A 21,750-nucleotide genomic window follows, 5' to 3' on the forward strand; every position below is an offset into this window, starting at 1 on the left:
AGCATTTGCTCGTGCCAGCCCCACGACTATTCCGACAATTTCTCCCGTTCCTGCTTGGTGAGACTGTCGTAGCCGCGTTCACTGATCTTGTCCAGAATCCGGTCTATTTCCTGCTGACGACGAAATTTTTGTCTGTTGAAACGCTCGTCGGCGGTTTCTTTTTCGCGGGTGTTTAGCGAGAAACTGCGCACATAAAGCCAGTCGGGGCGGCGGGCAATCACTAGCAGAAACACCAGCGTGGGCAGGGTCAGCAACAGCACAATGGGCCAGTTATAGGTAATCACATCGGGTACGATGAGGCAGACGGTGAGTACACCCACCACCCCGCCGCCTAGATGCGCGTCGTGGCCAATGTTATCCCGTGCCGATTTGATGCCGTAGATAGAATACAGACTATATGCCAACCCGAATAGCCAGGCGGGCAAACTAAACGGCATAAACAATGGCCGGATGTTGCTGCCCGGATAGAGCGCGATCATGGCGAAAATCAGCCCGCTCACGGCCCCGGAGGCGCCCAACGCTCGATAACCAGCGTCGTTGCGGTGTATGAACAAGGCCAGCAAATTGCCACCTACCAGGCTGGCCATATAGAGCAACAACAACTGTAATGGCCCCGTAACGCGCTCTACCGACCCGGCAAACGAGTACAGCGCATACATATTGAAGCCCAAATGCCACCAATCGGCATGAACGAACCCCGCCGACACCAGCCGGTAGTATTCGCCGTAATTGCGAATGCCGTCAACGGCAAACAGGTAACGGTTCATCAGGCTTTCGTTGGTGAAAGCCCGGTACGAAATAACGATTGTCAGGATGACCAGCAACAGGCCGATTCCGCCAGCAGATGCCATTATTGAAGCGTAGTTTATCTGACCAAATAACAAAAAACTGGCGCATTTCACTCACTATTCGTTGCTCAGACCCTAATTGGGCCGTATCATTGCACCGCAAGTCAAGCAGGTGCCGCCCGTTTTGGGCTATAACAACACCCATTGATTTATACAGATGAGGGGAGAGACCAGGCTCTTTGAACCTCAGGCAACCTACCACCCGGCAAGGTGCTAATTCCTGCCCACAGCATGGTGCTCGTGGGAGATATAAACGATCTGACTGTATGCCAATACATCCCGACCGACGCCGTATGCTCCCACGGGCAGCAAACTGACCGTCTCCCCCGCTCCGGCCGTTCTTCCTGAACCGTCGGCCAGCTTGGCACGCCCCCTGCTATAGCTCACACTCAGCATAGAAGGCATCCTTCATTTTACATTCTTCATTTCACATTCCTCATGGACCACCAACCCCATTTTGAGACCCTCCAGCTTCATGCCGGACAGGAAATTGACCCCACCACCAAATCACGGGCGGTACCCCTCTACCAAACCACGGCTTATCAGTTCGACGATTCGGCCCACGGGGCGCGGCTATTTGCCTTGCAGGAGTTCGGCAACATTTACACCCGCCTGATGAACCCCACCACCGACGTCTTCGAGAAGCGGATGGCGGCACTGGAGGGCGGCGTGGCGGCATTAGCCACGGCATCGGGCCACTCGGCGCAGTTTCTGGCCATCAACAACATCACCACCGTCGGCGACAATTTTGTGACGACCTCGTTTCTCTACGGCGGGTCGTACAACCAGTTTAAGAACTCGTTCAAGGGAATCGGCGTGGAAGCCCGTTTCGCTGACGGCGACAATCCGGCCAGTTTCGAGGCGCTGATTGACGACAAAACCAAGGCTATTTACCTGGAAACCATCGGTAACCCCAGCTTCAGCATCCCCGATTTCGAGGCGTTTGCGGCTCTGGCGAAGAAGCACGACCTGCCCATTATTGTCGACAATACGTTTGGCGCGGGCGGGGCCATTTGTGCCCCTCTGAAGCATGGTGCGCATATTCTGGTCGAATCAGCTACGAAATGGATTGGCGGGCACGGCACCACTATGGGCGGCGTAATTGTGGATGCTGGTACGTATAACTGGGGCAACGGCAAATACCCGCAGTTTACGCAGCCCTCGCCGAGCTACCACGGCCTGGTGATGAACGACGTCTTTGGCATTGGCGGGCCGTTTGGCAACATCCAGTTCATCATCCGCGCCCGCGTAGAAGGCTTGCGCGACTGGGGTCCGTCGCAGAGTCCGTTCAATAGCTGGATGCTCATTCAGGGCCTCGAAACGCTGTCGCTACGAGCCGAACGTACCTGCGAAAACGCCCAGGCTCTGGCCGAATGGCTGCAACAGCACCCCGCCGTGGAGTATGTGCGCTACCCCGGCCTGGCCGACAGCCCATACAACGCCCTTGCCAAAAAATACCTGACGCGCGGGGCCGGGGGTGTACTGTCGTTCAAACTTAAAAATGGCCGCGAATCGGGCGACGATGTGGTGAATTCGCTAAAGCTGGTGAGCCACCTGGCCAACGTGGGCGATGCCAAAACGCTGATTATCCACCCCGCCAGCACCACCCACTCGCAACTGTCGGATGTTGAGCAACAAGCCGCCGGTGTGGAGCCGGGCCTGCTGCGCGTGTCGCTCGGTATTGAACACATCGACGACATCAAAGCCGACTTTGAGCAGGCGTTTGCGACGATTAAAGAAGCGGTATCTGTGTAGGTTAAGGTCTAAAGTCCAGTGTCTAATGTCCAAAGTTGAGTCGGCGTAGCTTCGCGCATCGTACCCTTCAACTACACGAAGCTACGCCAACTCAACTTTGGACATTAGACTTGACACATTAAACATAATTTTCCCCCTTGCCCTACTTCGACCATAAGTTTTCGTATGCCCTTGAGTTAGGGAATGAATTACCGGGTTTCCGACTGGCTTACACCACCTACGGCACGCTCAACGAGGCGGGCAGCAACGTGGTCTGGGTATGCCATGCCCTCACCGGCAACGCCGACCCCAGCGACTGGTGGGGCGGGCTGGTTGGGGCCGGAAAACTCTACGACCCTGCCCGCTACTTTATTATCTGTGCCAATGTGCTGGGCGGCTGCTATGGCTCTACCGGCCCCCTCACTGATAACCCCACCACCGGCAAACCGTATTTTCATGATTTTCCCACGCTCACGATTCGTGACATGGTGGGGGCGCTGGATTTGTTGCGGCAGGAACTGGGCGTTGAACAAATTCACACCTGCATTGGCGGCTCGGTGGGTGGGCAGCAGGCGGTGGAATGGGCTATTTTACAACCGAAACTGATTAAACACCTCGTGCTAATTGCTACCAACGCGGTGTTTTCGCCCTGGGGCATTGCCTTTAATGAAGCGCAACGCATGGCCCTGCAAGCCGACCCTACCTGGGCCGATAATGCCCCCGCCGCCGGACAAAACGGCTTGAAAGCCGCCCGGTCCATTGCCCTGCTCTCCTACCGTAACTACGAAACCTACGCCTTCACGCAAGCGCTGGATAACAATGAACAAACAGACCAGTACAAAGCGGCGGGCTACCAGCAGTACCAGGGCGAAAAGCTGGTCGGGCGATTTAACGCGTTCACCTACTGGCTGTTAACCAAAGCCATGGACTCGCACAATGTGGGGCGTAACCGGGGTAGTATCCTCAACGCGCTGGGCCTGATCGAGGCTAAGACGCTGGTGGTGGGTATTCACTCCGACGTGCTCTTCCCCCCCTCCGAACAGCAGTTTCTGGCCCGCCACATTCCGGATGCGGTGTATGAAGAACTCGAATCCCTCTACGGCCACGACGGCTTCCTGATCGAATTCAAACCCCTCACCCAGATTATCAGGAAGTGGGTGGGGTAAAAAAAGTTTAAGGTTCAAGGTCTAAAGTTGGCTGACGCATGTGTTCTTGCGTCAGCCAACTTTAGACCTTGAACCTTAAATGCTTACCTCGTCTTCTGAGCGTTATCGCCAATGGTGCGTTCGCGGCGGAGGACTTCGTCGATGAGGCCATATTCTTTGGCTTCTTCGGCGCGGAGCCACTTGTCGCGGTCCGAATCTTTTTCGATCTCTTCAATCGGCTTGCCTGAGTGGTCGGCCAGGATCTGGTACAGCTCTTCGCGGAGTTTCACAATCTCACGCGCGGTGATCTCGATATCGACCGATTGACCCTGCGCACCGCCCGATGGCTGATGAATCATAACCCGGGCGTGGGGCAGCGCAGCACGCTTACCCGCCGCACCACCAGCCAACAACACCGCGCCCATAGAAGCGGCCAGACTAGTGCAGACCGTGGCCACGTCGGGGCGGACGTACTGCATGGTGTCGTAGATACCCAGACCAGCATATACCGAACCGCCGGGGCTGTTGATATACATCAGGATGTCTTTGCGGGGGTCGGCCGATTCCAGGAACAGCATCTGTGCCACCACGATATTGGCGATGTTGTCATCTACGGGCAGACCCATAAAGATGATGCGGTCGGCCATCAGGCGCGAAAACACGTCTACTTCCCGGAAATTCATGGGCCGCTCTTCAATTACCGAGCGGGTCATGTTCTCAACCTGATGGTTGTTAACGGTGTGCTTAACATATCCGTCGACCGTGAGGCCATTGAGGCCCATGTGGTGGACGGCAAACTTGCGAAATTCGTCTCCGTAATGCATTGTGGTTGATTAAAGGAAATTGAGTTTAAGGTCTAAACTTCAGACGTTAAACCGTAAACTCGTTTAAAAATTAACGAACGTGTGAGGTGGTAAGTTTCAAAACTTATCTGTCACAAAATTGCGTTGTTGCGGCAAGAATCCCTGCCAGAATCACTTGAGATTTCGTCGTTATTGCTTGATATGAAGCTACTCAACACCCCCAACCATGCCGGTGAACGCATCCGCCTGACTCGTCTGCAACGTGGCCTGTCGCAGGAAAATGTGGCCGACCTGCTGGGCCTTTCTACCACCGCATACGGCGACATCGAGCGTGGCAAAACCGAGCTGACCGTCAGCCGGTTAATCCAAATTGCTGGTCTGCTGGACACTACCGCCATCCGCCTGCTGAGCGACGAAATCGCCGCTGTTGAACCCACCGTTCGGCAACCCGACGAGGTAGAACGGCTGCACGAAACCATTGATACGCAGCAACTTCAGATCGATAAGCTGCGTCTGGAGGTAGATTATTACAAACGCCGCTACGACGAGCGCATCGCAATGGAAATGGCCCGCGCCATGGGCCAAAAACAGGAGCGGTCGCCGATTGGGTTCTGATTCAACAGTATTGCCAAAAACCCCTACCTTGCCTTTTGAAGGCCAGTTTGGCTGTCTGTTTCTAAACCCCGTGCTTCATGCGATTTCATTGCCGCTTTCTGTCCCTTGTTTTAGTAGGGTTGTTGTTTTCATTGGTAGCCGTTCGGGCGCAGAACAACCCTGAGTTTGTGTTTGGCGACCTCATACCCGATGCGCCGGAACTGGCTGCGCGGGGGACATACGCCGTGGGGGTACGGTCGCTGACGCTGGTGCACACGGGGCAGTGGGACGTGCTCCACGCCAGAAATGGCGAAACGCCGCGCTACGACCGTCCGCTGCCGGTAGAGATCTGGTACCCCGCCACTATCCCTACTGGCAAGGCCGAACGAGTGGAGTATGAGCAGGTGATGGGCAATTTCAACGACCCCAAACGGCCACTGATTCCGTTCACCTTCGCCGGACGGGCCGGGCGTGATGCTGAGCCAAACCGGGGCGCAGAAGCGTATCCGCTTTTGATCGTATCGCACGGGTACACGGGGTCGCGGTTGTTGTTTACGTACCTGACTGAAAACCTGGCCTCGAAGGGCTACGTCGTGGTGTCTATTGACCATACCGAATCCACGTTTCGTGATGCGGCGGGGTTCCCCAGTACACTGCTTAACCGGGCGCTCGATGACCTGTTTGTGTTGAACGAAATGGCCCGTCTGGGTGAGAAAGGTGGTAAAACGTTCCTGGCCGGGCTGCTCGACGCCAACAACACCGGCCTGATTGGCTACTCGATGGGGGGCTATGGTGCCCTCAACGCCACGGGAGCGGGCTACAGCGCCAACGCCGGTAAATTCTTCGGGCAAATGACAGGCGGCAGCAAAGCCTTCGAGTCGCGGATGATGAGTTCGCCCGATTACAAGGCCTCGCTCGATCCGCGTATCAAGGCGGTGGTGGCGTTTGCGCCCTGGGGCATGGAACGCGGCTTTTGGGACGCCGACGGCCTGGCCGGACTGAAACTCCCCACCCTATTTGTGGCGGGCAGCAAAGACGACATTTCGGGCTACGAGAAAGGAATCAAAGCCATCTTCGACGGGGCCGTAAACGCCGACCGGTATATGCTTACCTACCTCAATGCCCGCCACAACGTGGCCCCCAACCCGCCGCCGGTAGAGTCGCTGAAGCCGGGTCTACACATCGACGAGTATTACCGCTACGCCGAACCCGCCTGGAACGAGCGGCGCATCAACAACATCAATCAGCACTTCGTCACGGCGTTTTTGGGTATGCACCTAAAGAAACAGGACTACGCCAAATACCTCGACGTGCCGCAAAGCGCCAATGATAGCCCGGTATGGACGGGCTTCAAACCCCGCTCATCGGTGGGACTGGAAATGCGACACGCCAAGCCGTAATTACCGCTTCGCTAACTCATCCAGCAGGTAATCCAGGCCGTTGAGTTTGATCTCGTAGAGCGTTTGCAGGAGCATACCCAATTTGCCGGGAGGGAAGCCTTTTTTGGCGAACCATTCGAGGTAATACATGGGTAAATCGCGGAGGATACGGCCCTTATACTTGCCGAACGGCATGGGATAGCGCAGCAGATCAAGCAGCAATTCAGCGTTGGGCAGGGCAGGCTCGGCCATCGTATTTCGTCGTTAAGTCAACGTACATTCAGTTCCAAAGAACGGTCAATCCGGCATAGAACAACCTCAGCATGAAAGACAACAGGTCAACACCCGTCGAAAATGGCACCGGCAACACCCGGCGTAGCTTCCTCAAGACACTCGGCGCGGTGGCGGCGGCTCCGGCAGCACTCACCACAGCCACGGCGGCACCCACAACCCAGTACCTGAACCTGATAAAAAACCACGCCAGCAGCGCCGCCAACAGCAAGGTGCGCATTGCCCTGATCGGCACGGGCGGCATGGGCATCGGCGATACACAAACGGCGCTCATGGTCGACGGGGTAGAGATGGTGGCGGCCTGTGATCTCTACGACGGGCGATTGCGGCGGGCCAAAGAACTCTGGGGCGACGGCCTTACCGTAACCCGCGACTACCGCACCCTGATTGATCGCCCCGACATCGACGCCGTAATCAACGCCACGACTGACCACTGGCACGAAAAAATATCGTCAGACGCCATGCGCAAGGGCAAGCACGTCTACTGCGAAAAGCCGATGGTGCAGAAAGTAGAAGACGGCCATACGCTGATCAAAGTGGCGAATGAGACAGGCAAGGTGTTTCAGGTGGGCAGTCAGTTTGCTTCTTCCATCATCATTGCCAAAGCCAAAGAACTCCTGAAAGCAGGTGAGATTGGTGAGATCGTGTTTGCCGAAGCACAATATGACCGCCACAGCGCGATGGGTGCCTGGCAGTACTCCATCCCACCCGACGCCTCGCCCCAGACGGTAGACTGGGATACGTACCTGGGCAGTGCCCCCAAGCGCCCCTGGGACCCACTCCGGTTTTTCCGGTGGCGCAACTACCAGGACTACGGTACCGGCATCGCGGGTGATCTGTACGTCCACCTGCTCACCAGCCTGCACACCGTCACGGGGTCGCTGGGGCCGAACCGGGTGTATTCGAGCGGGGGCACACGCTACTGGAAAGACGGTCGCGATGTGCCTGATATTCAGCTCAGTATCTACGATTACCCCAAAACCGAGCAGCACCCGGAGTTCAACCTCACCACCCGCGCCAACTTTGTAGATGGCGGCGGTGGCTCCTACATGGTGCGGCTGGTAGGCACCGAAGGCGACCTCTCCCTGGGCTGGGACAGCCTGACGGTGCGCAAAAACAAATTTCCGAAAGCGCCAGGCCTGTCGATTGATAATTTTCCGAAAGATCAGAAAGACCTGTACGTCGCCGAATACGCCAGACTATACCCATCGCTGCCCGAAATGGAAGGCCCGAAGGAGTTCAAATACACCGTACCGAAAGACTACAAAGGCGACCGCTACGAACACTTCGTTAACTTCTTCGGCTCCATCCGCGACAAGAAACCAAACATCGAAGACGCCACCTTCGGCCTCCGCACCTGCGGCCCCACCCAATGCGGCAACCTGAGCCTGTTCCAGAAAAAGATCGTGACCTGGGACCCGGTGAAGATGAAAATTGGCAGCGTGGCGTAAAGATCAGAAGCAGTGGGTAGTGGCAGTAAACAGGCTTCGCATATATGGCCATTACCCACCATATACTGCCTATAGACAGGTTAGGTGATAATAGTGAAGCGTTTGTACTGTGTAGTGATCGTTACATTTTTCGCACCCTGTCGGGTATAGAGCGGACGTTTTGTGACAACCTGAATGATGTCACCTGGAATCACTGTGATCGATTCTGGTTTCCTAAATCGAAACGATTCAGCTTTTACGTCGACGATGATCTTTTTAAAGCCCTCCGAAAATTCGAAAAGGCCAAAAATGCCTCCACTTTCGTAAGCGACACCCAAGTCAGGGTCATATGCCAACTGCTCACCCTGCCAATACGTGGTAACACCAAGCCAAATGTTTTGTGATGGCCACCACTGTGTGAGCAAATTGGCGGGTGGCAAACCATTGCTGTAATCAACGCCAATTCTCAACTCAAGATAATACTCCGGGTAATGGTTCTCATCGGCTTTACTGGCTAACGTGGGTATTTCAACCGTAAGATCCGTAGAGGCGACTCCATCCAAGTTCACATCGACAGGTAAGTCAGTTGTCGAACTGATCACTTTGTACTTACCGTGAAAACGGTCGTGGATAGCTACGAGTGGGTTTAGCGGTTCTGGCGAAATGATTGAACAACCCCATAGCCAAGATGTGGTCAGCAGTATGGCAAATAGCTTCTTCATCAGAAAGTTAAGTTTTGTTACCAAATGTATCGGCTTTATCCTATTCTTACAATAGGCTATATTGGATAATCACTTCATCTGTACGTGGTAAATCCCCACCCACTGTCGCTTTTCTATTTGACTCTAAACCAGCTTTTTATGTATCTCGAACGCCGTCTTTTCCTGAAGCAACTGGGCCTGGGGGCCGTTGGCCTCAGCATAGCTTCTACCAATGCCGTATGGGCCGCGCCGCTGCGTTCGGTGAAGTTGCCGCGCAGTTTGCCAGGGCTTCAGGGAGTCGACCCCGCCGGGCTTCTCGACTTTCTGAACACTGTTGAGAAAGCAAGCCTCAACGTGCACAGCCTGATGGTGGTGCGCCACGGGCAGGTGGTGGCCGAGGGCTGGTGGGCACCCTACGCGTCCGACCTGAAGCACACGCTCTATTCGCTTAGTAAAAGTTTTACCTCTACGGCGATGGGCATGGCTGTAGCCGAGAAGCGGCTAACGGTCGACGATAAGGTGGTATCATTTTTCAAGGACCAACTGCCCGACACCGTCAGCGCCAACCTGGCGGCCATGCGGGTGAAAGACCTGCTAAGTATGGCCACCGGACATGCCAAAGACACGGCACCGACGTTTCGGGGAAAAGAAAACACCAACTGGATCAAGACGTTTCTGGCACAACCCGTTGAGCATGAGCCGGGTACGCATTTTGTGTATAACAGCGGCGCCACCTACATGCTGTCGGCCATTGTGCAGAAGCTGACAGGGCAGTCGGTGCTGACGTATTTGAAACCGCGCTTGTTTGGTCCGCTGGGGATTGAGGGGGCCGACTGGGAAGTGGACCCCAACGGCATCAATACGGGCGGTTGGGGGTTGCGGCTGCGGACGGAAGACATTGCCAAATTCGGGCAGTTGTATTTGCAGAAGGGCCTCTGGAACGGTAAACGGCTCATTGCCGAAAACTGGATTACCGACGCCACAAAGGTGCAGATTATGCAGCCCGGCACCGACGCCAACAGCGATTGGCAACAGGGCTACGGCTACCAGTTTTGGCGGTGCCGCCACGACGCCTACCGGGGCGACGGGGCCTACGGACAATACTGTATCGTCATGCCAGACCAGGACGCTGTCATTGCTATTACCTCCGAAACGGCCAACATGCCCGCCGTACTCAACGCTGTCTGGACCCATATTTTACCCGCGTTTGGACCAACCGCATTAACCGCTGCCGTGCAGGCTCCGCTAACGCAAAAGTTAAACAGCCTTGCCCTGCCGCTACCAGTCGGCGAAGGGTCGTCGGCGATGGCCGCCAGTGTCAGCGGAAAAACGTATGCCTTTGCCGATAACGCACTGAAAGCCACCGCTGCTTCGCTCACGTTCGGCAAAGACGGGGCCATCTTCAAACTCCACGACGACCAGGGCGACCATCAGGTGTTGTGTGGTATCAACCGCTGGGCCAACGGCGAGACAACCTTTTCCTCTACCCCGCTGAAGCTGACCGAAACGCTGATTCCCGGCGAGACCAAAACCCGCACCGCCGCCACCGGCACCTGGACCGACCCCAACACGTTCTCGATGACGTGGCGGTTTATTGAAACGGCTCACTACGAGACTGTTACCTGTCAGTTTGGCACCGACAATACGATGACTGTTGCGTTTGAAAGCAGCCTGTCGAAACTGACAAAAGCCAAAGACAAGCGCCCTGTGCTCCAGGGTAAACTGTCAGGTTCGGAAGTAGGTATGAAAACGAAGTAGCTGGATGTGCACGTGTATCTGCACGTACGCATGAACGCCAGGCATCAACGGGTGCAGAAAGAAGTGGTCCGGCTGCTTGAGCCAGGCCACCGGCTGGGCTGGAGTCCCGTTTATCCAACCTGGTTTATCAGGGGTATGCGGGTGCAGCAGCTCAACGAACGAAGCCACCTGGTCACCCCAGTCTACCTGACACAAATCTGTTGACGGGCCACTAAACTTTTCACCGTCAGAACCGTCTAACCTGCATAAATCGTTAATCGATACAGGTGATGAACGGATCAGGGTTTTTCAGAATAGGCGCGGTGGGACTGGTCATCAGCTTTGCCGGCATGGCCTTGTCTTGTGCGCAGGGAGGCTACAACCAGCCAGGCTACGGCCAGCAGGGCAACAACTACCCACCCGACTATGGGCAACAGGGTGGCTATAATCAGCAACAGCCGGGCTACGGACAGCAGCCATACAACCAGTATGGGCAGCAGGGGTCGCCCAACTTCTACAGCGAGTTAAGCCCCTACGGTCAGTGGGTGCAGACACCTGAATACGGCACCGTCTGGATTCCCAACGCCGGACCAGACTTCCAGCCCTACGCCTCCAACGGCCACTGGGTCGTGACCGAATACGGCAACACCTGGGTGTCTGATTACCCCTGGGGCTGGGCACCGTTTCACTACGGCCGCTGGTATCAGGACCGGTATCGGGGCTGGGCCTGGGTGCCGGGCAACGACTGGGGACCAGCCTGGGTGTCGTGGCGGTCGGGTGGTGGTTACTACGGCTGGGCACCACTGGGGCCGGGCCTTAACGTGAACATCAACATCAACATTCCGGCCCCCTACTGGACGTTTGTGCCGCAGGTATACATCACCAGCCCGCGCCTATATAGCTATTGTGTGCCTCGTCAGCGGGTTTACAATATCTACCAAAGCACCACGATCATCAACAACGTATATCGCGTGAACAACCGCGACTACGCCTATGGGCCACGCCGCGACGAGATCGAGCGGGTAACGCGGCGGTCGGTACCAGTCTACCGTATTGAAAACGCCGGTCGGCCTGGCCGCGACGAGGTACGTGGCGACGCCGTAGGCATTTACCGCCCCAACGAAAACCGGGCCGCCCGTAGAGATGGCAATCGGGGTGATGGCCGCTACGACGCCAACAGCAATGGTGGCCGGGGTAGTGCGCCCATCTATGGCGACTCACGCCGTAACGGTTATCCCAATGCAGGGACGTATCCGAATGGCAACGCCCGTGGCAATGGCGGTACTTATTCTGGGGAAACACAGCGCACGCCTACCACGCCCACACCTGATGCCACGCCATCGTACCCACAACGCGGCGGGTATGGCGGCTGGTCGCGGGGAAGCGGTGGCGGAAGGGCCATTGACGCTACGCCCTCGCAACCACAAGCACAACAGGAGGCACCTGCCCAAAATCAGCCTTACAGCCCACCCGTAGAGCGGCAACCGCAACCGTCGTATCCGCAACAGCAGGGCGGCTGGGGTGGCCGTCGGGGTGGTGGTGGATATACGCAACCTGATGCACCTGCTCAGGCCAGCCCTCAGCCACAGACACAACGTGGTGGTGGTTTCGAACGGCAGGCGCAACCTCAGCCAGAAGCACAGCCTCAGGCACGAGAGCAAAACGCTGGCAATGAGCAGCGTGGTCAGGGTGGCCAGCCGCAGCAACCCCAGGGTGGTGGTGTCGGCGGTCGCGGTTCCCGCGGGCCACGGTAGGGATTCACTGATATGGTAACAAAAAAGGCCAGCTCCGTACAGGGCTGGCTTTTTTGTTAGTGAGTCTCTAATCACCGCATTGGTCTTTTCTCAGCTGATGGATGCCATTCAATAAGTTGTCGAAACGGAATAGTTGGTCAGGCTGTAAAGACAGCACAACCACTCCACTGACATAGACACATGAAAACCCAACCGCTTGATACGCCCAGGATTGCCGCTGCCTATGACAAATCGGCTATCGACCCCAACACGACCCTCGACATATTTATTGGCCCAAGGAACACAGTTACTGAACTGGCCGACACCGTTGAAACGCTGGATGGTGTGCGGGCCGAGACCATCGACATTGCCAACGAACAGGACGGCACCCACCTGGAAGTGATCGTACTGGAAGAACAACTGGCCGACCAGCCCGATAAAGACCAGATCGATAATTTCGTGACCGTCGACGGCATTGGACCGGAGGTGGCGGCGTTGCTACTAGCGGGGGGCATTCGTACGTTTCGGCAACTGGCCAACACGCCTATTGAGCGAATCCGGGAAATACTGGACGCTGCTGGTCCCCGTTTTCGCGTACACGATGCCGCCAGCTGGTCAGCAAAAGCCAGTAAACTAGCTCACTATGAGCCGTTTAGTCAGTCAGATGAGGCGCAGCTTCCGTACGGGCTTGCGCACTGGCCAAATCAGACAACAAAGGGTGAGCCAATGGCCTGACAAGGAAGCAGGTTCAGCAGTCTACGTGTTGGAGCCAACTTTAGGCAATACATTACGGTTAATGCAGAAAGGGTAATTCCAGCTACCACTTTTCTGCCGCTACATGACCCAAAACGAGATCTACGATCAACTGATTGCCGCCGTTACCGATAACCTCACCAGCCCCTGGACCATCTGCCGCCTCAACGGCCGCTACCTCGACAATGGGCTGGATGTTGAGTTCGACGGCATTTATTTAACGCCCGACGGTGATGAAAAACCGCTCTCGACCGATTTCCACGAAGACGTAACCGAGGCTGTGGTAGCGCTTTACCAGCTCCGCAAAACGCAGGGCCAATCCCGTGCCAATGTGTTGCAGCTCGACCTGTCGGCGCAAGGCAAGTATACCGTGCAGTATAGTTGGGACCAGGAGATACAGGACGAGGAGGACCATTTTAATAACGGCGGCACCGCCCGCGAGTGGCAGGCCATCCGCGAGGCAAAATACGGGGCGGCGTAGCCCATGTCCGTGTCCTAACCATTCACCCAACAGTTCGATGCCTACAGCCCGTATAACTATCGATTTTGGCCTGGTGGTGCTGATCTGGCTCGTACAACTGATTGTTTACCCCAGTTTTCGGTATTATAACCCCACTGAACTGGCCATTTGGCACCCGAAATACAGTAACCTGATTACGCTCATTGTGGGACCGTTGATGCTGGCGCAGGTGGCACTGGTGGGTACCGAGCTGTGGCAGCGTTTTACGTGGCCTACCCTGCTATCGGCCATCCTGGTGGGGCTGATGTGGGTGGCCACGGCATTTGTCTCTGTGCCCATTCACAACGCCATTGCGGTTGGCAACGCCTCCCCCACCACCCTGGCCCGCCTGGTCGATACCAACTGGCTCCGCACCATCGGCTGGACAATCATTTTTTTGATGGGGGTTATTCGACATTAGTCATATTCAGCTACTAATGACCAATGACTATGTCCACGGCTCGTCAGCGCTGGGGCCGTAACTGCCGGGAATTGGGATGTCGAGCAGGCGGAGGTATACGCCCAGTTGGGCGCGGTGATGCACCGTTTGTGAATAAGCCATGCGGATGGTTTCGCCTTTCGTTTCGGTGCTGAAAATAGTATCTCCCTCACGTAGCGTAAACATTGGCTCCAGATCGGCTGCCGTAGCGGTGCTCAGGGCCGCTTTGCCTTCGGCCAGTGACTTCTCGAAAAGGGCCAGCACGTCGGCAGTAGTGTCAACATGGGTTGGCGCGTAATCCATCACGGCAAAGTCAATACCGTCGGTGTGCAGCGCCATTGGCACCCAGGAGGGCAGTTCGGCAATGTGTACGGCTAACGTCCGCATAGGCATACTTTTTGGGTGCGGCTGCCAGTCGAGCTTATCGTCGGGAATACGGTTAAGCATCTTGCGGGTGGTGCTGCTTTCCATATCCATTTCTGCGGTGAGCGATTCAATGATGTTCATAGTCGTTCGGTTTGGTTGAGCACCAAAGGTCACAGTAGGTAGTGACAGCCCTATGTCAGCAGGTTTTTTAAAGTATTAGTCTACAAAATAACTATATCAAGTGGACCATTTAGTAGGTTCGCCTCTCCCCTATCCTGACAGGAACGTTTGGTTGAAACAAGACCAACCAAACGTTATGAGAAACCTGCGTACTATTGTTTCATTTCTGACCACAGCAACCACCCTTGCGGTGGCCCTGACCGTCACTTCCTGCGAGGAACGCGACCTGCCCGGTCAGCGAATTATCCAGTCGAACAGTCCCAAGCCAGACTGGGGCCCGACCATTACCCCGCAGATGCTGGCCATTATAGAGGAGTTGGGTCGGCTGGCCCCCACACCCATTGACCAGCTTACGCCGCAGCAGGCCCGGCAGCAGCCGTCGTTTAAGGATGCCGTTAATTCATTACTCGACAAAAACAACGTACCCCGCCCCACGGCCAACGTGACCATCAGCGAACGCCAGATCCCGGGCTATAACAACGTACCCATTCGCGTGAAGATTTACACGCCAAATACGGGTCCGTCTGTAAAGCCTGTGCTGGTCTATTACCACGGTGGTGGCTGGGTTATTGGCAGCCCAGAAGTGTATGAATACTCGACGCTGGCCCTGGCGCAGTCGACGGGAGCGGTAGTGGTATCGGTAGACTACCGGCTCTCGCCCGAGAACAAGTTTCCCATTGCGCACGAAGATGCCTTCGCGGCTTATAAGTGGGTAAAAAACAACGCATCACAGATTGGCGGTGATGCGGCCAAAGTGGCCGTAGGTGGCGAAAGCGCGGGGGGTAATATGGCCATCACGACCAGTATGCTGGCCCGCGACCGGGGTGTAGCCCTGCCCGTGCACATTCTGGCGGTGTTTCCTGTGGCGAATAACGACCTGAACACAGCCTCCTATCAGAAATATGCCAATGCCAAACCGTTGAACAAGGCGGGCATTGTGTATTTCACAAACAACTATTTCAATTCCCCCGCTGATGGTGACAGCCCACTGATCTCGCTCGTCGACGTGGCGAATTTGAAGGGACTACCCGGTACGACCATCATTGCTGCCGAGATTGATCCGCTGCAAACCGAAGGTATGCAACTCCGCGACGTGATGCGGGCGCAGGGGGTGACTGTCACCTACCAACTCTATACCGGTATCACGCATGAATTCTTCGGCATGTACGCTATCCTCCCCGAAGCACAGCAAGCTCAAACGCTGGCAGCCACGCAGTTGATCAATGCGTTTAAGTAAGGAAGTCTTCTGTTTATAGTTTGCTGTCTTCTGTTGCTACGAGCTGGTGTGGGCTGACGCACGGCAACAAAAGACAGTAAACTATAAACAGAAGACTTCCTTTACAATGTTGCCATGTCGATGACGAACCGGTAGCGCACGTCGCCGCGCACCATGCGGTCGTAGGAGGGCGTAATATCCTTTATATCAATGAGTTCAATATCTGACACAATGCCTTTTTCGGCGCAGTAGTCCAGCATCTCCTGGGTTTCGGCAATACCGCCGATGCTTGACCCGGCCAGGCTCTTGCGCCCGTTAACCACCCCAAAGGCCGGAAACTGAATCGCCTCAGACGGCAAACCGACTACAATATGCACCCCGTCGCGGCGGAGAAGTGAGAGGTAAAAGCGGAAATCGTGCGGAGCCGATACCGTGTCGATGATGAAATCAAACGATCCTTTCACGGCCCGCACCTGCTCTTTATCAGACGTGACAACGAAATGGTGCGCACCCAGCTTTTTGGCATCGGCCTCCTTGTCGGGCGACGTGCTCAACACCGTTACGTCGGCACCAAACGCCACGCCAAACTTAACGGCCATGTGGCCTAGTCCGCCCAGACCCAAAACAGCCAGTTTATGGCCCGGACCTACGTTCCAGTGCCGCAGGGGCGAATAGGTAGTGATGCCCGCACACAGCAGCGGAGCTACGGCGGGGAGCGACAGCTTGTCTGACACGTGCAACACGAAGTCTTCATTCACCACAATGGTGTTGGAATAGCCGCCGTAAGTCGGCGTTTTTTTATCGCGCTCGTAGCTGTTGTAGGTGCCGGTGTTACCTTTCAAACAATACTGCTCAAGCCCATCCTGGCAGTTTTCGCAGGTGCGGCACGAGTCGACCATGCAGCCCGTGCCAGCCAGGTCGCCCACCTTGAACTTGGTCACGTGTTCGCCCACGGCCACCACCTTACCCACAATTTCGTGGCCTGGCACCATGGGGAATATGCCCGGAAACCAGTCGTTTTTGATTTGGTGAAGATCGGAGTGGCACACGCCACAGTACATAATATCGAACTGCACATCATGGGGACCCACCTCGCGACGCTCGAAATCCCAGGGGGCTAAATCACTCGTTGCCGACTGTGCGGCGTAACTTTTTGCTGCAATCATATTTTTATTTCGTGACCATCTGGTCCAGGAAAAGATAACGATCCCGGTGGCCCTCTTGTTGGGCCTGTGTGTGTACGTCGATGTGCATGACAGGGGCAGGTTTACCGGGCGTTACGGCATCCCAGCGGGGCATCCCAGCTTTGTTGGGGTTACCCGTCTTGATGAAATTAGCAAAATAGGCCATCATCGTCTTCGACACGTTTTGGTCGTCGGCGGTCCAGGCGTAGACCTTGTTGGACCCCAGATTACCCATCGCATACTCAATCTCGGCCGAGTGTACGGCTCCCTTTGGTGGTGCCTGTTTTGGCGCTGCCGCATCGGTGTTTTTCACTACGCCACCCGCCAGGCCTGCCGTGGCGTTGCCCATTTCGGGCACCATGGCCGGGCGCGGGCGGGCGTAGAAGTAGCGGTATACGGGCTTGCCGCCGGTCTGGCTGTGGAGGTCGGTCCATTTCCAGGTGCTGAAACCAATAAACCGGTCACCGGCCAGATCGGTAGCCACCTGCTCCACGTCGGCGTCGGTGGTGGCGGTGTAGTGCTTCAGGGCCTCGGTGGCCCGGTCGCCGTAGAGTTTTTGAACCGCTTTGGTATAGTTGGCTACCGTAGGCGCATCAGCACCCAGTACCAGTTTATAGGTCATCTCTTCCGAATTCCAGCCCGCCAGCAGGGGTACGTGGGCCTGTTCACCCGCCGTGAAAATAGCCAGCACCGGCTTGGGGAAGAAGTAGCCATCTACGCAGGGGCCGAAGCGGGGCGTAGTGGGGCGGGCGGTGGTTTCCAGCAGCTGGTCGCCCGGCATAGCCCGCAGTGCAGCCAGCGTGGGTGCCCCAATGCTTTCGCCAAATTTTACACCAATAGCCTCGGCATCGGCCAGAGTAACGGGGGTGAGCGTGCCCAGCAACGACCCGCTTTCGCCGATGGCACCCGCAATAAGGTTTCTTGACAGCGGCGAGGCCATCTGCGCACTCACCGACGTTGACCCCGCCGACTCGCCCGCAATGGTCACGCGCTTGGGATCACCACCAAAAGCGGCAATATTTTGCTGCACCCACGCCAGCGCGGCCTGCTGATCCAACAACCCATAGTTACCCGACGCGTGATTGGGCGATTCGTTGGTCAGTTCGGGGTGGGCCATGAAGCCAAACACACCCAGCCGGTAGTTGACCGTGAGGGTTACGATACCCTGCCGGGCCATCGCCTCGCCGTCGTAGCGGGGTTCCGAACCGTCGCCGGCCATGTAGCCACCACCATAGAAATAGACCAGTACGGGCAGTTTTTCGGCGGGCGATTTGGCGGGTGTCCAGACGTTGAGGTACAGGCAATCTTCTTTTACGCCGTCAGACCGGAAGTTCATGTCGCCAAAAATGGCCCGCTGCATGGCGCGTGGTCCGAAGGTTTGCGCCCGCCGCACTCCCGACCAATTTTTGGCGGGTTGTGGCTCCCGCCAGCGCAGGTTGCCCACGGGCGGGGCAGCAAACGGAATGCCTTTAAAAGAGCGCAGGCCACCGGTTTCGGCCACACCTTCCAGAATGCCGTTGGCAATTTGAACGCGAGGAGCTACATCGGTTTTAATAGATTGGGCTTGGGCAAGGGTGGTGAGACCCACACAGGCCAGCAGTACAGATAGGGTGGTTTTCATATGGTACTGGGAAGGTTAGTACGAAGCAAGTAAAGGGGCCGGGAATTGGGAAATACTGGTATCTTGGGTAGCCATGACCAAATCGATCTATCTCTTCGTCCTGCTTGTGCTACCGTTGGGGGTAATGGCACAGCAGCCCACCACCGCGCCAACCCGTGCGGCTTCCCTTCACACACTCCGGCAGCAGCTTAATGGGCTAACCCAACCCGCACAGGGCCGAGTGGGCATGGCAGCACTGGTGCTCGAAACCGGCGATACGCTGTCTATACGCGGCAACGAGCGGTTTCCGATGCAGAGCGTCTACAAATTTCCCATCGGCATGGCCGTGTTGCACCAGGTTGACCAGGGAAAACTGTCGCTTAACCAACTCATCCACGTCGACAAGGGCGAGTATGTGGGCAGCAAACAGCACAGCCCCATCCGCGACAGCCTGCCCGGCGGCATCGACATCCGCATCGGCGACTTGCTGCGCTATGCCGTTTCGCAAAGCGACGGGTCAGCTTCAGACGTGCTCATGCGCCTGGTGGGCGGGCCAACGGCGATTATGGCTTATTTGAAAAGCCTGAACATCAATAGTATACGGGTGTTGAATACCGAAAAAGAACTGGGCCGCGACAACACCGTGCAATATGTCAACTGGGCCACACCCACGGGCATGGTAGGGCTACTGAAAGCTGTGCAACAGGGCCGGGGCCTCTCGCCTGCCAGCCGGGCGCTTCTGCTGCGCCTCATGACCGAAACCCCCACCGGCCCCAACCGCCTCAAAAGCCTGTTGCCACCGGGCACGGTGGTGGCACATAAGACCGGCTCTTCCGGCACCGTGGCCAACCTCACCGCCGCCACCAACGACGTAGGCCTGATTACCCTCCCCAACGGCCACCACCTCGCCCTCGCCGTCTTCGTGTCCGATTCCAAAGCCGCCCCCCCCACCCGCGAAGCCGTCATCGCCAATATGGCGAAGGTGGTTTGGGAGCATTGTCGGTGAGAGGTTATTACTATCGACTGACTATCGACAATATAGCTTTAGGCTTCGCGCTTTCGGCCCTTCAACTAGGCCGGTCCGCCGGTGCGGTCCCCGACAGGCTCAGGGCCGAAAGCGCGAAGCCTAAAGCTATATTGCTGTTGAGATGTTAACTGTCACTTTATGAGCAACGCACACAAACCACGGTTGCCCTGGATTGCCAAGCTTCTAGCCATCGAACCGTTCAACATTACGGCGCTATGGACAACCTCAGAAATTCGGCAAATTGCCTTTGCTCCACTTTTCGATCAGTGGAAACAAGAAAACGACGTTCAGCTTTTCCCACTTTTTGATGCCGATACGTTTAGTCAAGTCACTATTTCCCAGTCTAATACGTTGTCGTGGCCTACGATCACTGTACAAATTAGACTAGCCAAACGGGTTATCGAAGAGCCGTTAGAGTTAGACCCAGATGAATTATATCGTAACAGCACATTGGCACAAAAAACGCAACGGCTAGATGTGGGAAACCTACTGCGAGAAGCCCGCGAAGCCGCTGGTTTGTCACAGACAGAAGTAGCCGCCAAGAGTGGTACATCCAGAAACTATATCTCCCGGATAGAGAACGGCAAATCGGATATACAGTTAGAAACGCTGAACAAAATTGTGCAGTTGGGTATGGGCAAGCAGGTACACCTTGACATTGCTTAACCGATACCTCCAACTAACTCACCGCGCCACTTCGATCTTGTACTTCTTGCCCTTCATTTTTTCGTGCTGAATCCGGTTCAGCAGGCCGTCTAATTTGGTGGCGCGGACAGCGGCGAAGGAGATGAAGTCCTGCACGTCGATGCGGCCGAGGTCCTCCTTGGCGAGTTGCCCTTTCTGGGCGAAAAATCCCACGATATCCACTTTGTTGAGCTTGTTTTTCTTGCCTCCGCTGATGTAGACCGTCACGAAATCGGGCGGTTTGGGCAGGCTCGTTTTGGCCGGAAGCGTTACTTCGTCCAGGTTGTCGGGCAGGAAAAACGGGCGTGGCTCGTCCGACGTCATAATCACGAAGGCGGTGCCGGTGGTCTCCATCCGGGCCGTGCGCCCGTTGCGGTGGGTGAACTCGTGGGGATGCTGCGGCAATTGAAAATGTACCACGTACTTCATGTCGGGAATGTCTAATCCTCTGGCTGCCAGATCGGTAGTGACCAGATAGCGGACACTACCGTTGCGAAACTGGAGCAGCGCCCGTTCGCGGTCGTCCTGTTCCAGCCCGCCGTGATACACCATCGTGCGGATGCCCCGGTCGGTGAGGGTGTCGCGGATTTGGTCGGTGGTGTCGCGGAGGTTGCAGAAGATGATGGCGGGTTCAGAATCGAGCGTACCGAGCAGCCGGAACAGCGTGTCGAACTTGTCCTGTCCAGCCTTTACCAGCTTGACGGTCAGGGTCGGTTCGGCATCCTCGTCGGGGCGGAAGGTGAGTTTGGCGGGGCGGTTCAGTCCCACAAAATCAGGGATACTGATGCCCGACGTGGCCGACACCAGCACCCGCTGACGGAGGCTGGTCAGCCCCTGAATAATAAACGCCATTTCGTCCTGAAACCCCAACGTCAGCGACTTGTCGAACTCATCAAGCACGAGCGTATGGATGCCCTCGGTATCAAATGTTTTTCGGTCTATATGGTCGGCAATGCGGCCGGGGGTGCCAATGAGCAGGGCGGGCGGGTTGCTCAGGTTCTTGATTTCGGTGGTCATGTCGTGCCCCCCGTAGCACACGTTAACCTTATAGCCGGTCGCCATTTTTTTCCACACCTGCTCAATCTGCAAGGCCAGTTCCCGCGAGGGCGACAGGATCAGGCACTGCACCGTAGTCTGCTCAGGATCAAGCAGTTTCAACACCGGTAGCAGAAAACCAACCGTCTTGCCCGACCCCGTGGGCGACACCAGAAACGTATCGGTACCGGGCGTAATGGCCTGTTGGGCAGCCAATTGCATTTTGTTCAGGGTCGAAATGCCAAGATTAGCCAAAACGGCTTCGGGCGATGGTGTCGTATTCATGCGAGCAAAGGTACGGCGAAATGAGGGGTAGCGGCGGGTAGCTGAAACCTATCAGGTCTCCAGGACCTTATAGGTTTGTATGGCCGT

At 56.2% G+C, this 21,750-nt stretch carries 22 protein-coding genes and 1 riboswitch; of the genes, 14 read left to right on the plus strand and 8 right to left on the minus strand.

Features of this window, described 5'->3' with window-relative positions; translation table 11 throughout:
• Positions 1–26: 26 nt before the first annotated feature.
• Positions 27–851 carry a rhomboid family intramembrane serine protease gene (locus J2I48_RS09370; protein ID WP_207335173.1) on the minus strand — a complete coding sequence of 275 codons (825 nt, stop codon included), beginning with the start codon at positions 849–851 and terminating at the stop codon, positions 27–29.
• A 143-nt stretch (positions 852–994) separates the two neighbouring features.
• Positions 995–1,104: riboswitch (SAM riboswitch) on the plus strand.
• Between the two features lie 182 nt (positions 1,105–1,286).
• Here J2I48_RS09370 and J2I48_RS09375 point away from each other — a divergent pair.
• Positions 1,287–2,603 (plus strand): O-acetylhomoserine aminocarboxypropyltransferase/cysteine synthase family protein, encoded by a 1,317-nt coding sequence (locus tag J2I48_RS09375; RefSeq protein WP_207335174.1) that lies wholly within the window; start codon positions 1,287–1,289, stop codon positions 2,601–2,603.
• A gap of 137 nt (positions 2,604–2,740) precedes the next feature.
• A complete protein-coding gene (locus J2I48_RS09380; protein WP_207335175.1) occupies positions 2,741–3,748 on the plus strand; it encodes a homoserine O-acetyltransferase family protein in 1,008 nt (335 codons plus the stop codon).
• Between the two features lie 83 nt (positions 3,749–3,831).
• On the opposite strand, the gene J2I48_RS09385 is transcribed toward J2I48_RS09380, so the two are convergent.
• Positions 3,832–4,551: a ClpP family protease gene (locus tag J2I48_RS09385; RefSeq protein ID WP_229376025.1), complete on the minus strand. Its 720-nt coding sequence runs from the start codon at positions 4,549–4,551 to the stop codon at positions 3,832–3,834.
• Positions 4,552–4,731: 180 nt separating this feature from the next.
• Here J2I48_RS09385 and J2I48_RS09390 point away from each other — a divergent pair, with 180 nt between their 5' ends.
• Together J2I48_RS09390 and J2I48_RS09395 are read left to right on the plus strand one after the other, a co-directional pair.
• Entirely contained in the window at positions 4,732–5,145 is a 414-nt protein-coding gene (locus J2I48_RS09390) for a helix-turn-helix domain-containing protein (protein WP_207335176.1), read from the plus strand.
• A 77-nt stretch (positions 5,146–5,222) separates the two neighbouring features.
• A complete protein-coding gene (locus J2I48_RS09395; RefSeq protein ID WP_207335177.1) occupies positions 5,223–6,524 on the plus strand; it encodes an alpha/beta hydrolase family protein in 1,302 nt (433 codons plus the stop codon).
• On the opposite strand, the gene J2I48_RS09400 is transcribed toward J2I48_RS09395, so the two are convergent.
• On the minus strand, positions 6,525–6,755 hold the full coding sequence (locus tag J2I48_RS09400) for a DUF3820 family protein (protein WP_207335178.1): 231 nt from the start codon (positions 6,753–6,755) through the stop codon (positions 6,525–6,527).
• A gap of 71 nt (positions 6,756–6,826) precedes the next feature.
• On the opposite strand from J2I48_RS09400, the gene J2I48_RS09405 reads away from it, so the two are divergent.
• On the plus strand, positions 6,827–8,245 hold the full coding sequence (locus tag J2I48_RS09405) for a Gfo/Idh/MocA family protein (RefSeq protein ID WP_207335179.1): 1,419 nt from the start codon (positions 6,827–6,829) through the stop codon (positions 8,243–8,245).
• Between the two features lie 80 nt (positions 8,246–8,325).
• Here J2I48_RS09405 and J2I48_RS09410 read toward each other — a convergent pair whose 3' ends face one another.
• A complete protein-coding gene (locus J2I48_RS09410; RefSeq protein WP_207335180.1) occupies positions 8,326–8,946 on the minus strand; it encodes a hypothetical protein in 621 nt (206 codons plus the stop codon).
• Positions 8,947–9,084: 138 nt separating this feature from the next.
• On the opposite strand from J2I48_RS09410, the gene J2I48_RS09415 reads away from it, so the two are divergent.
• From J2I48_RS09415 to J2I48_RS09440, 6 genes are all read left to right on the plus strand, one after another.
• Complete coding sequence (locus tag J2I48_RS09415; protein ID WP_207335181.1) at positions 9,085–10,683, plus strand: serine hydrolase domain-containing protein; 1,599 nt, start codon at positions 9,085–9,087, stop codon at positions 10,681–10,683.
• Positions 10,684–10,713: 30 nt separating this feature from the next.
• A complete protein-coding gene (locus J2I48_RS09420) occupies positions 10,714–10,887 on the plus strand; it encodes a hypothetical protein (protein WP_207335182.1) in 174 nt (57 codons plus the stop codon).
• 65 nt (positions 10,888–10,952) lie between these two features.
• On the plus strand, positions 10,953–12,416 hold the full coding sequence (locus J2I48_RS09425) for a DUF6600 domain-containing protein (RefSeq protein WP_207335183.1): 1,464 nt from the start codon (positions 10,953–10,955) through the stop codon (positions 12,414–12,416).
• A 180-nt stretch (positions 12,417–12,596) separates the two neighbouring features.
• The gene (locus J2I48_RS09430; RefSeq protein ID WP_207335184.1) at positions 12,597–13,130 is read left to right on the plus strand and encodes a helix-hairpin-helix domain-containing protein; all 534 of its coding nucleotides are present in this window, start codon (positions 12,597–12,599) and stop codon (positions 13,128–13,130) included.
• Between the two features lie 103 nt (positions 13,131–13,233).
• Entirely contained in the window at positions 13,234–13,629 is a 396-nt protein-coding gene (locus J2I48_RS09435) for a hypothetical protein (protein WP_207335185.1), read from the plus strand.
• A gap of 37 nt (positions 13,630–13,666) precedes the next feature.
• Complete coding sequence (locus tag J2I48_RS09440) at positions 13,667–14,068, plus strand: hypothetical protein (protein WP_207335186.1); 402 nt, start codon at positions 13,667–13,669, stop codon at positions 14,066–14,068.
• Positions 14,069–14,095: 27 nt separating this feature from the next.
• On the opposite strand, the gene J2I48_RS09445 is transcribed toward J2I48_RS09440, so the two are convergent.
• Positions 14,096–14,593 carry a DinB family protein gene (locus tag J2I48_RS09445; RefSeq protein ID WP_207335187.1) on the minus strand — a complete coding sequence of 166 codons (498 nt, stop codon included), beginning with the start codon at positions 14,591–14,593 and terminating at the stop codon, positions 14,096–14,098.
• Positions 14,594–14,768: 175 nt separating this feature from the next.
• On the opposite strand from J2I48_RS09445, the gene J2I48_RS09450 reads away from it, so the two are divergent.
• The gene (locus J2I48_RS09450; RefSeq protein ID WP_207335188.1) at positions 14,769–15,869 is read left to right on the plus strand and encodes an alpha/beta hydrolase; all 1,101 of its coding nucleotides are present in this window, start codon (positions 14,769–14,771) and stop codon (positions 15,867–15,869) included.
• A gap of 101 nt (positions 15,870–15,970) precedes the next feature.
• Here J2I48_RS09450 and J2I48_RS09455 read toward each other — a convergent pair whose 3' ends face one another.
• Both J2I48_RS09455 and J2I48_RS09460 read right to left on the minus strand, forming a co-directional pair.
• Positions 15,971–17,014 (minus strand): NAD(P)-dependent alcohol dehydrogenase, encoded by a 1,044-nt coding sequence (locus J2I48_RS09455; RefSeq protein ID WP_207335189.1) that lies wholly within the window; start codon positions 17,012–17,014, stop codon positions 15,971–15,973.
• Between the two features lie 4 nt (positions 17,015–17,018).
• Positions 17,019–18,653, minus strand: a complete 1,635-nt coding sequence (locus J2I48_RS09460; RefSeq protein WP_207335190.1) for a carboxylesterase/lipase family protein — start codon at positions 18,651–18,653, stop codon at positions 17,019–17,021.
• Positions 18,654–18,726: 73 nt separating this feature from the next.
• Here J2I48_RS09460 and bla point away from each other — a divergent pair, with 73 nt between their 5' ends.
• Positions 18,727–19,638: a class A beta-lactamase gene (gene bla, locus J2I48_RS09465; protein WP_229376027.1), complete on the plus strand. Its 912-nt coding sequence runs from the start codon at positions 18,727–18,729 to the stop codon at positions 19,636–19,638.
• Positions 19,639–19,797: 159 nt separating this feature from the next.
• Positions 19,798–20,325, plus strand: a complete 528-nt coding sequence (locus J2I48_RS09470) for a helix-turn-helix domain-containing protein (RefSeq protein WP_207335191.1) — start codon at positions 19,798–19,800, stop codon at positions 20,323–20,325.
• An 18-nt stretch (positions 20,326–20,343) separates the two neighbouring features.
• Here J2I48_RS09470 and J2I48_RS09475 read toward each other — a convergent pair whose 3' ends face one another.
• The gene (locus J2I48_RS09475; RefSeq protein WP_207335192.1) at positions 20,344–21,663 is read right to left on the minus strand and encodes a DEAD/DEAH box helicase; all 1,320 of its coding nucleotides are present in this window, start codon (positions 21,661–21,663) and stop codon (positions 20,344–20,346) included.
• Positions 21,664–21,750 lie beyond the last annotated feature (87 nt).

Origin of the sequence: Fibrella aquatilis (assembly GCF_017353255.1) — a bacterium.
Taxonomy (GTDB): domain Bacteria; phylum Bacteroidota; class Bacteroidia; order Cytophagales; family Spirosomataceae; genus Fibrella; species Fibrella aquatilis.

Excerpts from the sequence above, each read along its gene's own strand:
- J2I48_RS09410 (WP_207335180.1), bottom strand. The coding sequence starts at position 8,946 with ATGAAGAAGCTATTTGCCATACTGCTGACCACATCTTGGCTATGGGGT.
- J2I48_RS09430 (WP_207335184.1), top strand. The coding sequence starts at position 12,597 with ATGAAAACCCAACCGCTTGATACGCCCAGGATTGCCGCTGCCTATGAC.
- J2I48_RS09385 (WP_229376025.1), bottom strand. The coding sequence starts at position 4,551 with ATGCATTACGGAGACGAATTTCGCAAGTTTGCCGTCCACCACATGGGC.
- J2I48_RS09375 (WP_207335174.1), top strand. The coding sequence starts at position 1,287 with ATGGACCACCAACCCCATTTTGAGACCCTCCAGCTTCATGCCGGACAG.
- J2I48_RS09470 (WP_207335191.1), top strand. The coding sequence starts at position 19,798 with ATGAGCAACGCACACAAACCACGGTTGCCCTGGATTGCCAAGCTTCTA.
- J2I48_RS09400 (WP_207335178.1), bottom strand. The coding sequence starts at position 6,755 with ATGGCCGAGCCTGCCCTGCCCAACGCTGAATTGCTGCTTGATCTGCTG.
- J2I48_RS09440 (WP_207335186.1), top strand. The coding sequence starts at position 13,667 with ATGCCTACAGCCCGTATAACTATCGATTTTGGCCTGGTGGTGCTGATC.
- J2I48_RS09390 (WP_207335176.1), top strand. The coding sequence starts at position 4,732 with ATGAAGCTACTCAACACCCCCAACCATGCCGGTGAACGCATCCGCCTG.
- J2I48_RS09460 (WP_207335190.1), bottom strand. The coding sequence starts at position 18,653 with ATGAAAACCACCCTATCTGTACTGCTGGCCTGTGTGGGTCTCACCACC.
- J2I48_RS09455 (WP_207335189.1), bottom strand. The coding sequence starts at position 17,014 with ATGATTGCAGCAAAAAGTTACGCCGCACAGTCGGCAACGAGTGATTTA.
- J2I48_RS09370 (WP_207335173.1), bottom strand. The coding sequence starts at position 851 with ATGGCATCTGCTGGCGGAATCGGCCTGTTGCTGGTCATCCTGACAATC.
- J2I48_RS09435 (WP_207335185.1), top strand. The coding sequence starts at position 13,234 with ATGACCCAAAACGAGATCTACGATCAACTGATTGCCGCCGTTACCGAT.
- J2I48_RS09405 (WP_207335179.1), top strand. The coding sequence starts at position 6,827 with ATGAAAGACAACAGGTCAACACCCGTCGAAAATGGCACCGGCAACACC.
- bla (WP_229376027.1), top strand. The coding sequence starts at position 18,727 with ATGACCAAATCGATCTATCTCTTCGTCCTGCTTGTGCTACCGTTGGGG.
- J2I48_RS09475 (WP_207335192.1), bottom strand. The coding sequence starts at position 21,663 with ATGAATACGACACCATCGCCCGAAGCCGTTTTGGCTAATCTTGGCATT.
- J2I48_RS09415 (WP_207335181.1), top strand. The coding sequence starts at position 9,085 with ATGTATCTCGAACGCCGTCTTTTCCTGAAGCAACTGGGCCTGGGGGCC.
- J2I48_RS09425 (WP_207335183.1), top strand. The coding sequence starts at position 10,953 with ATGAACGGATCAGGGTTTTTCAGAATAGGCGCGGTGGGACTGGTCATC.
- J2I48_RS09445 (WP_207335187.1), bottom strand. The coding sequence starts at position 14,593 with ATGAACATCATTGAATCGCTCACCGCAGAAATGGATATGGAAAGCAGC.
- J2I48_RS09395 (WP_207335177.1), top strand. The coding sequence starts at position 5,223 with ATGCGATTTCATTGCCGCTTTCTGTCCCTTGTTTTAGTAGGGTTGTTG.
- J2I48_RS09420 (WP_207335182.1), top strand. The coding sequence starts at position 10,714 with ATGAACGCCAGGCATCAACGGGTGCAGAAAGAAGTGGTCCGGCTGCTT.
- J2I48_RS09450 (WP_207335188.1), top strand. The coding sequence starts at position 14,769 with ATGAGAAACCTGCGTACTATTGTTTCATTTCTGACCACAGCAACCACC.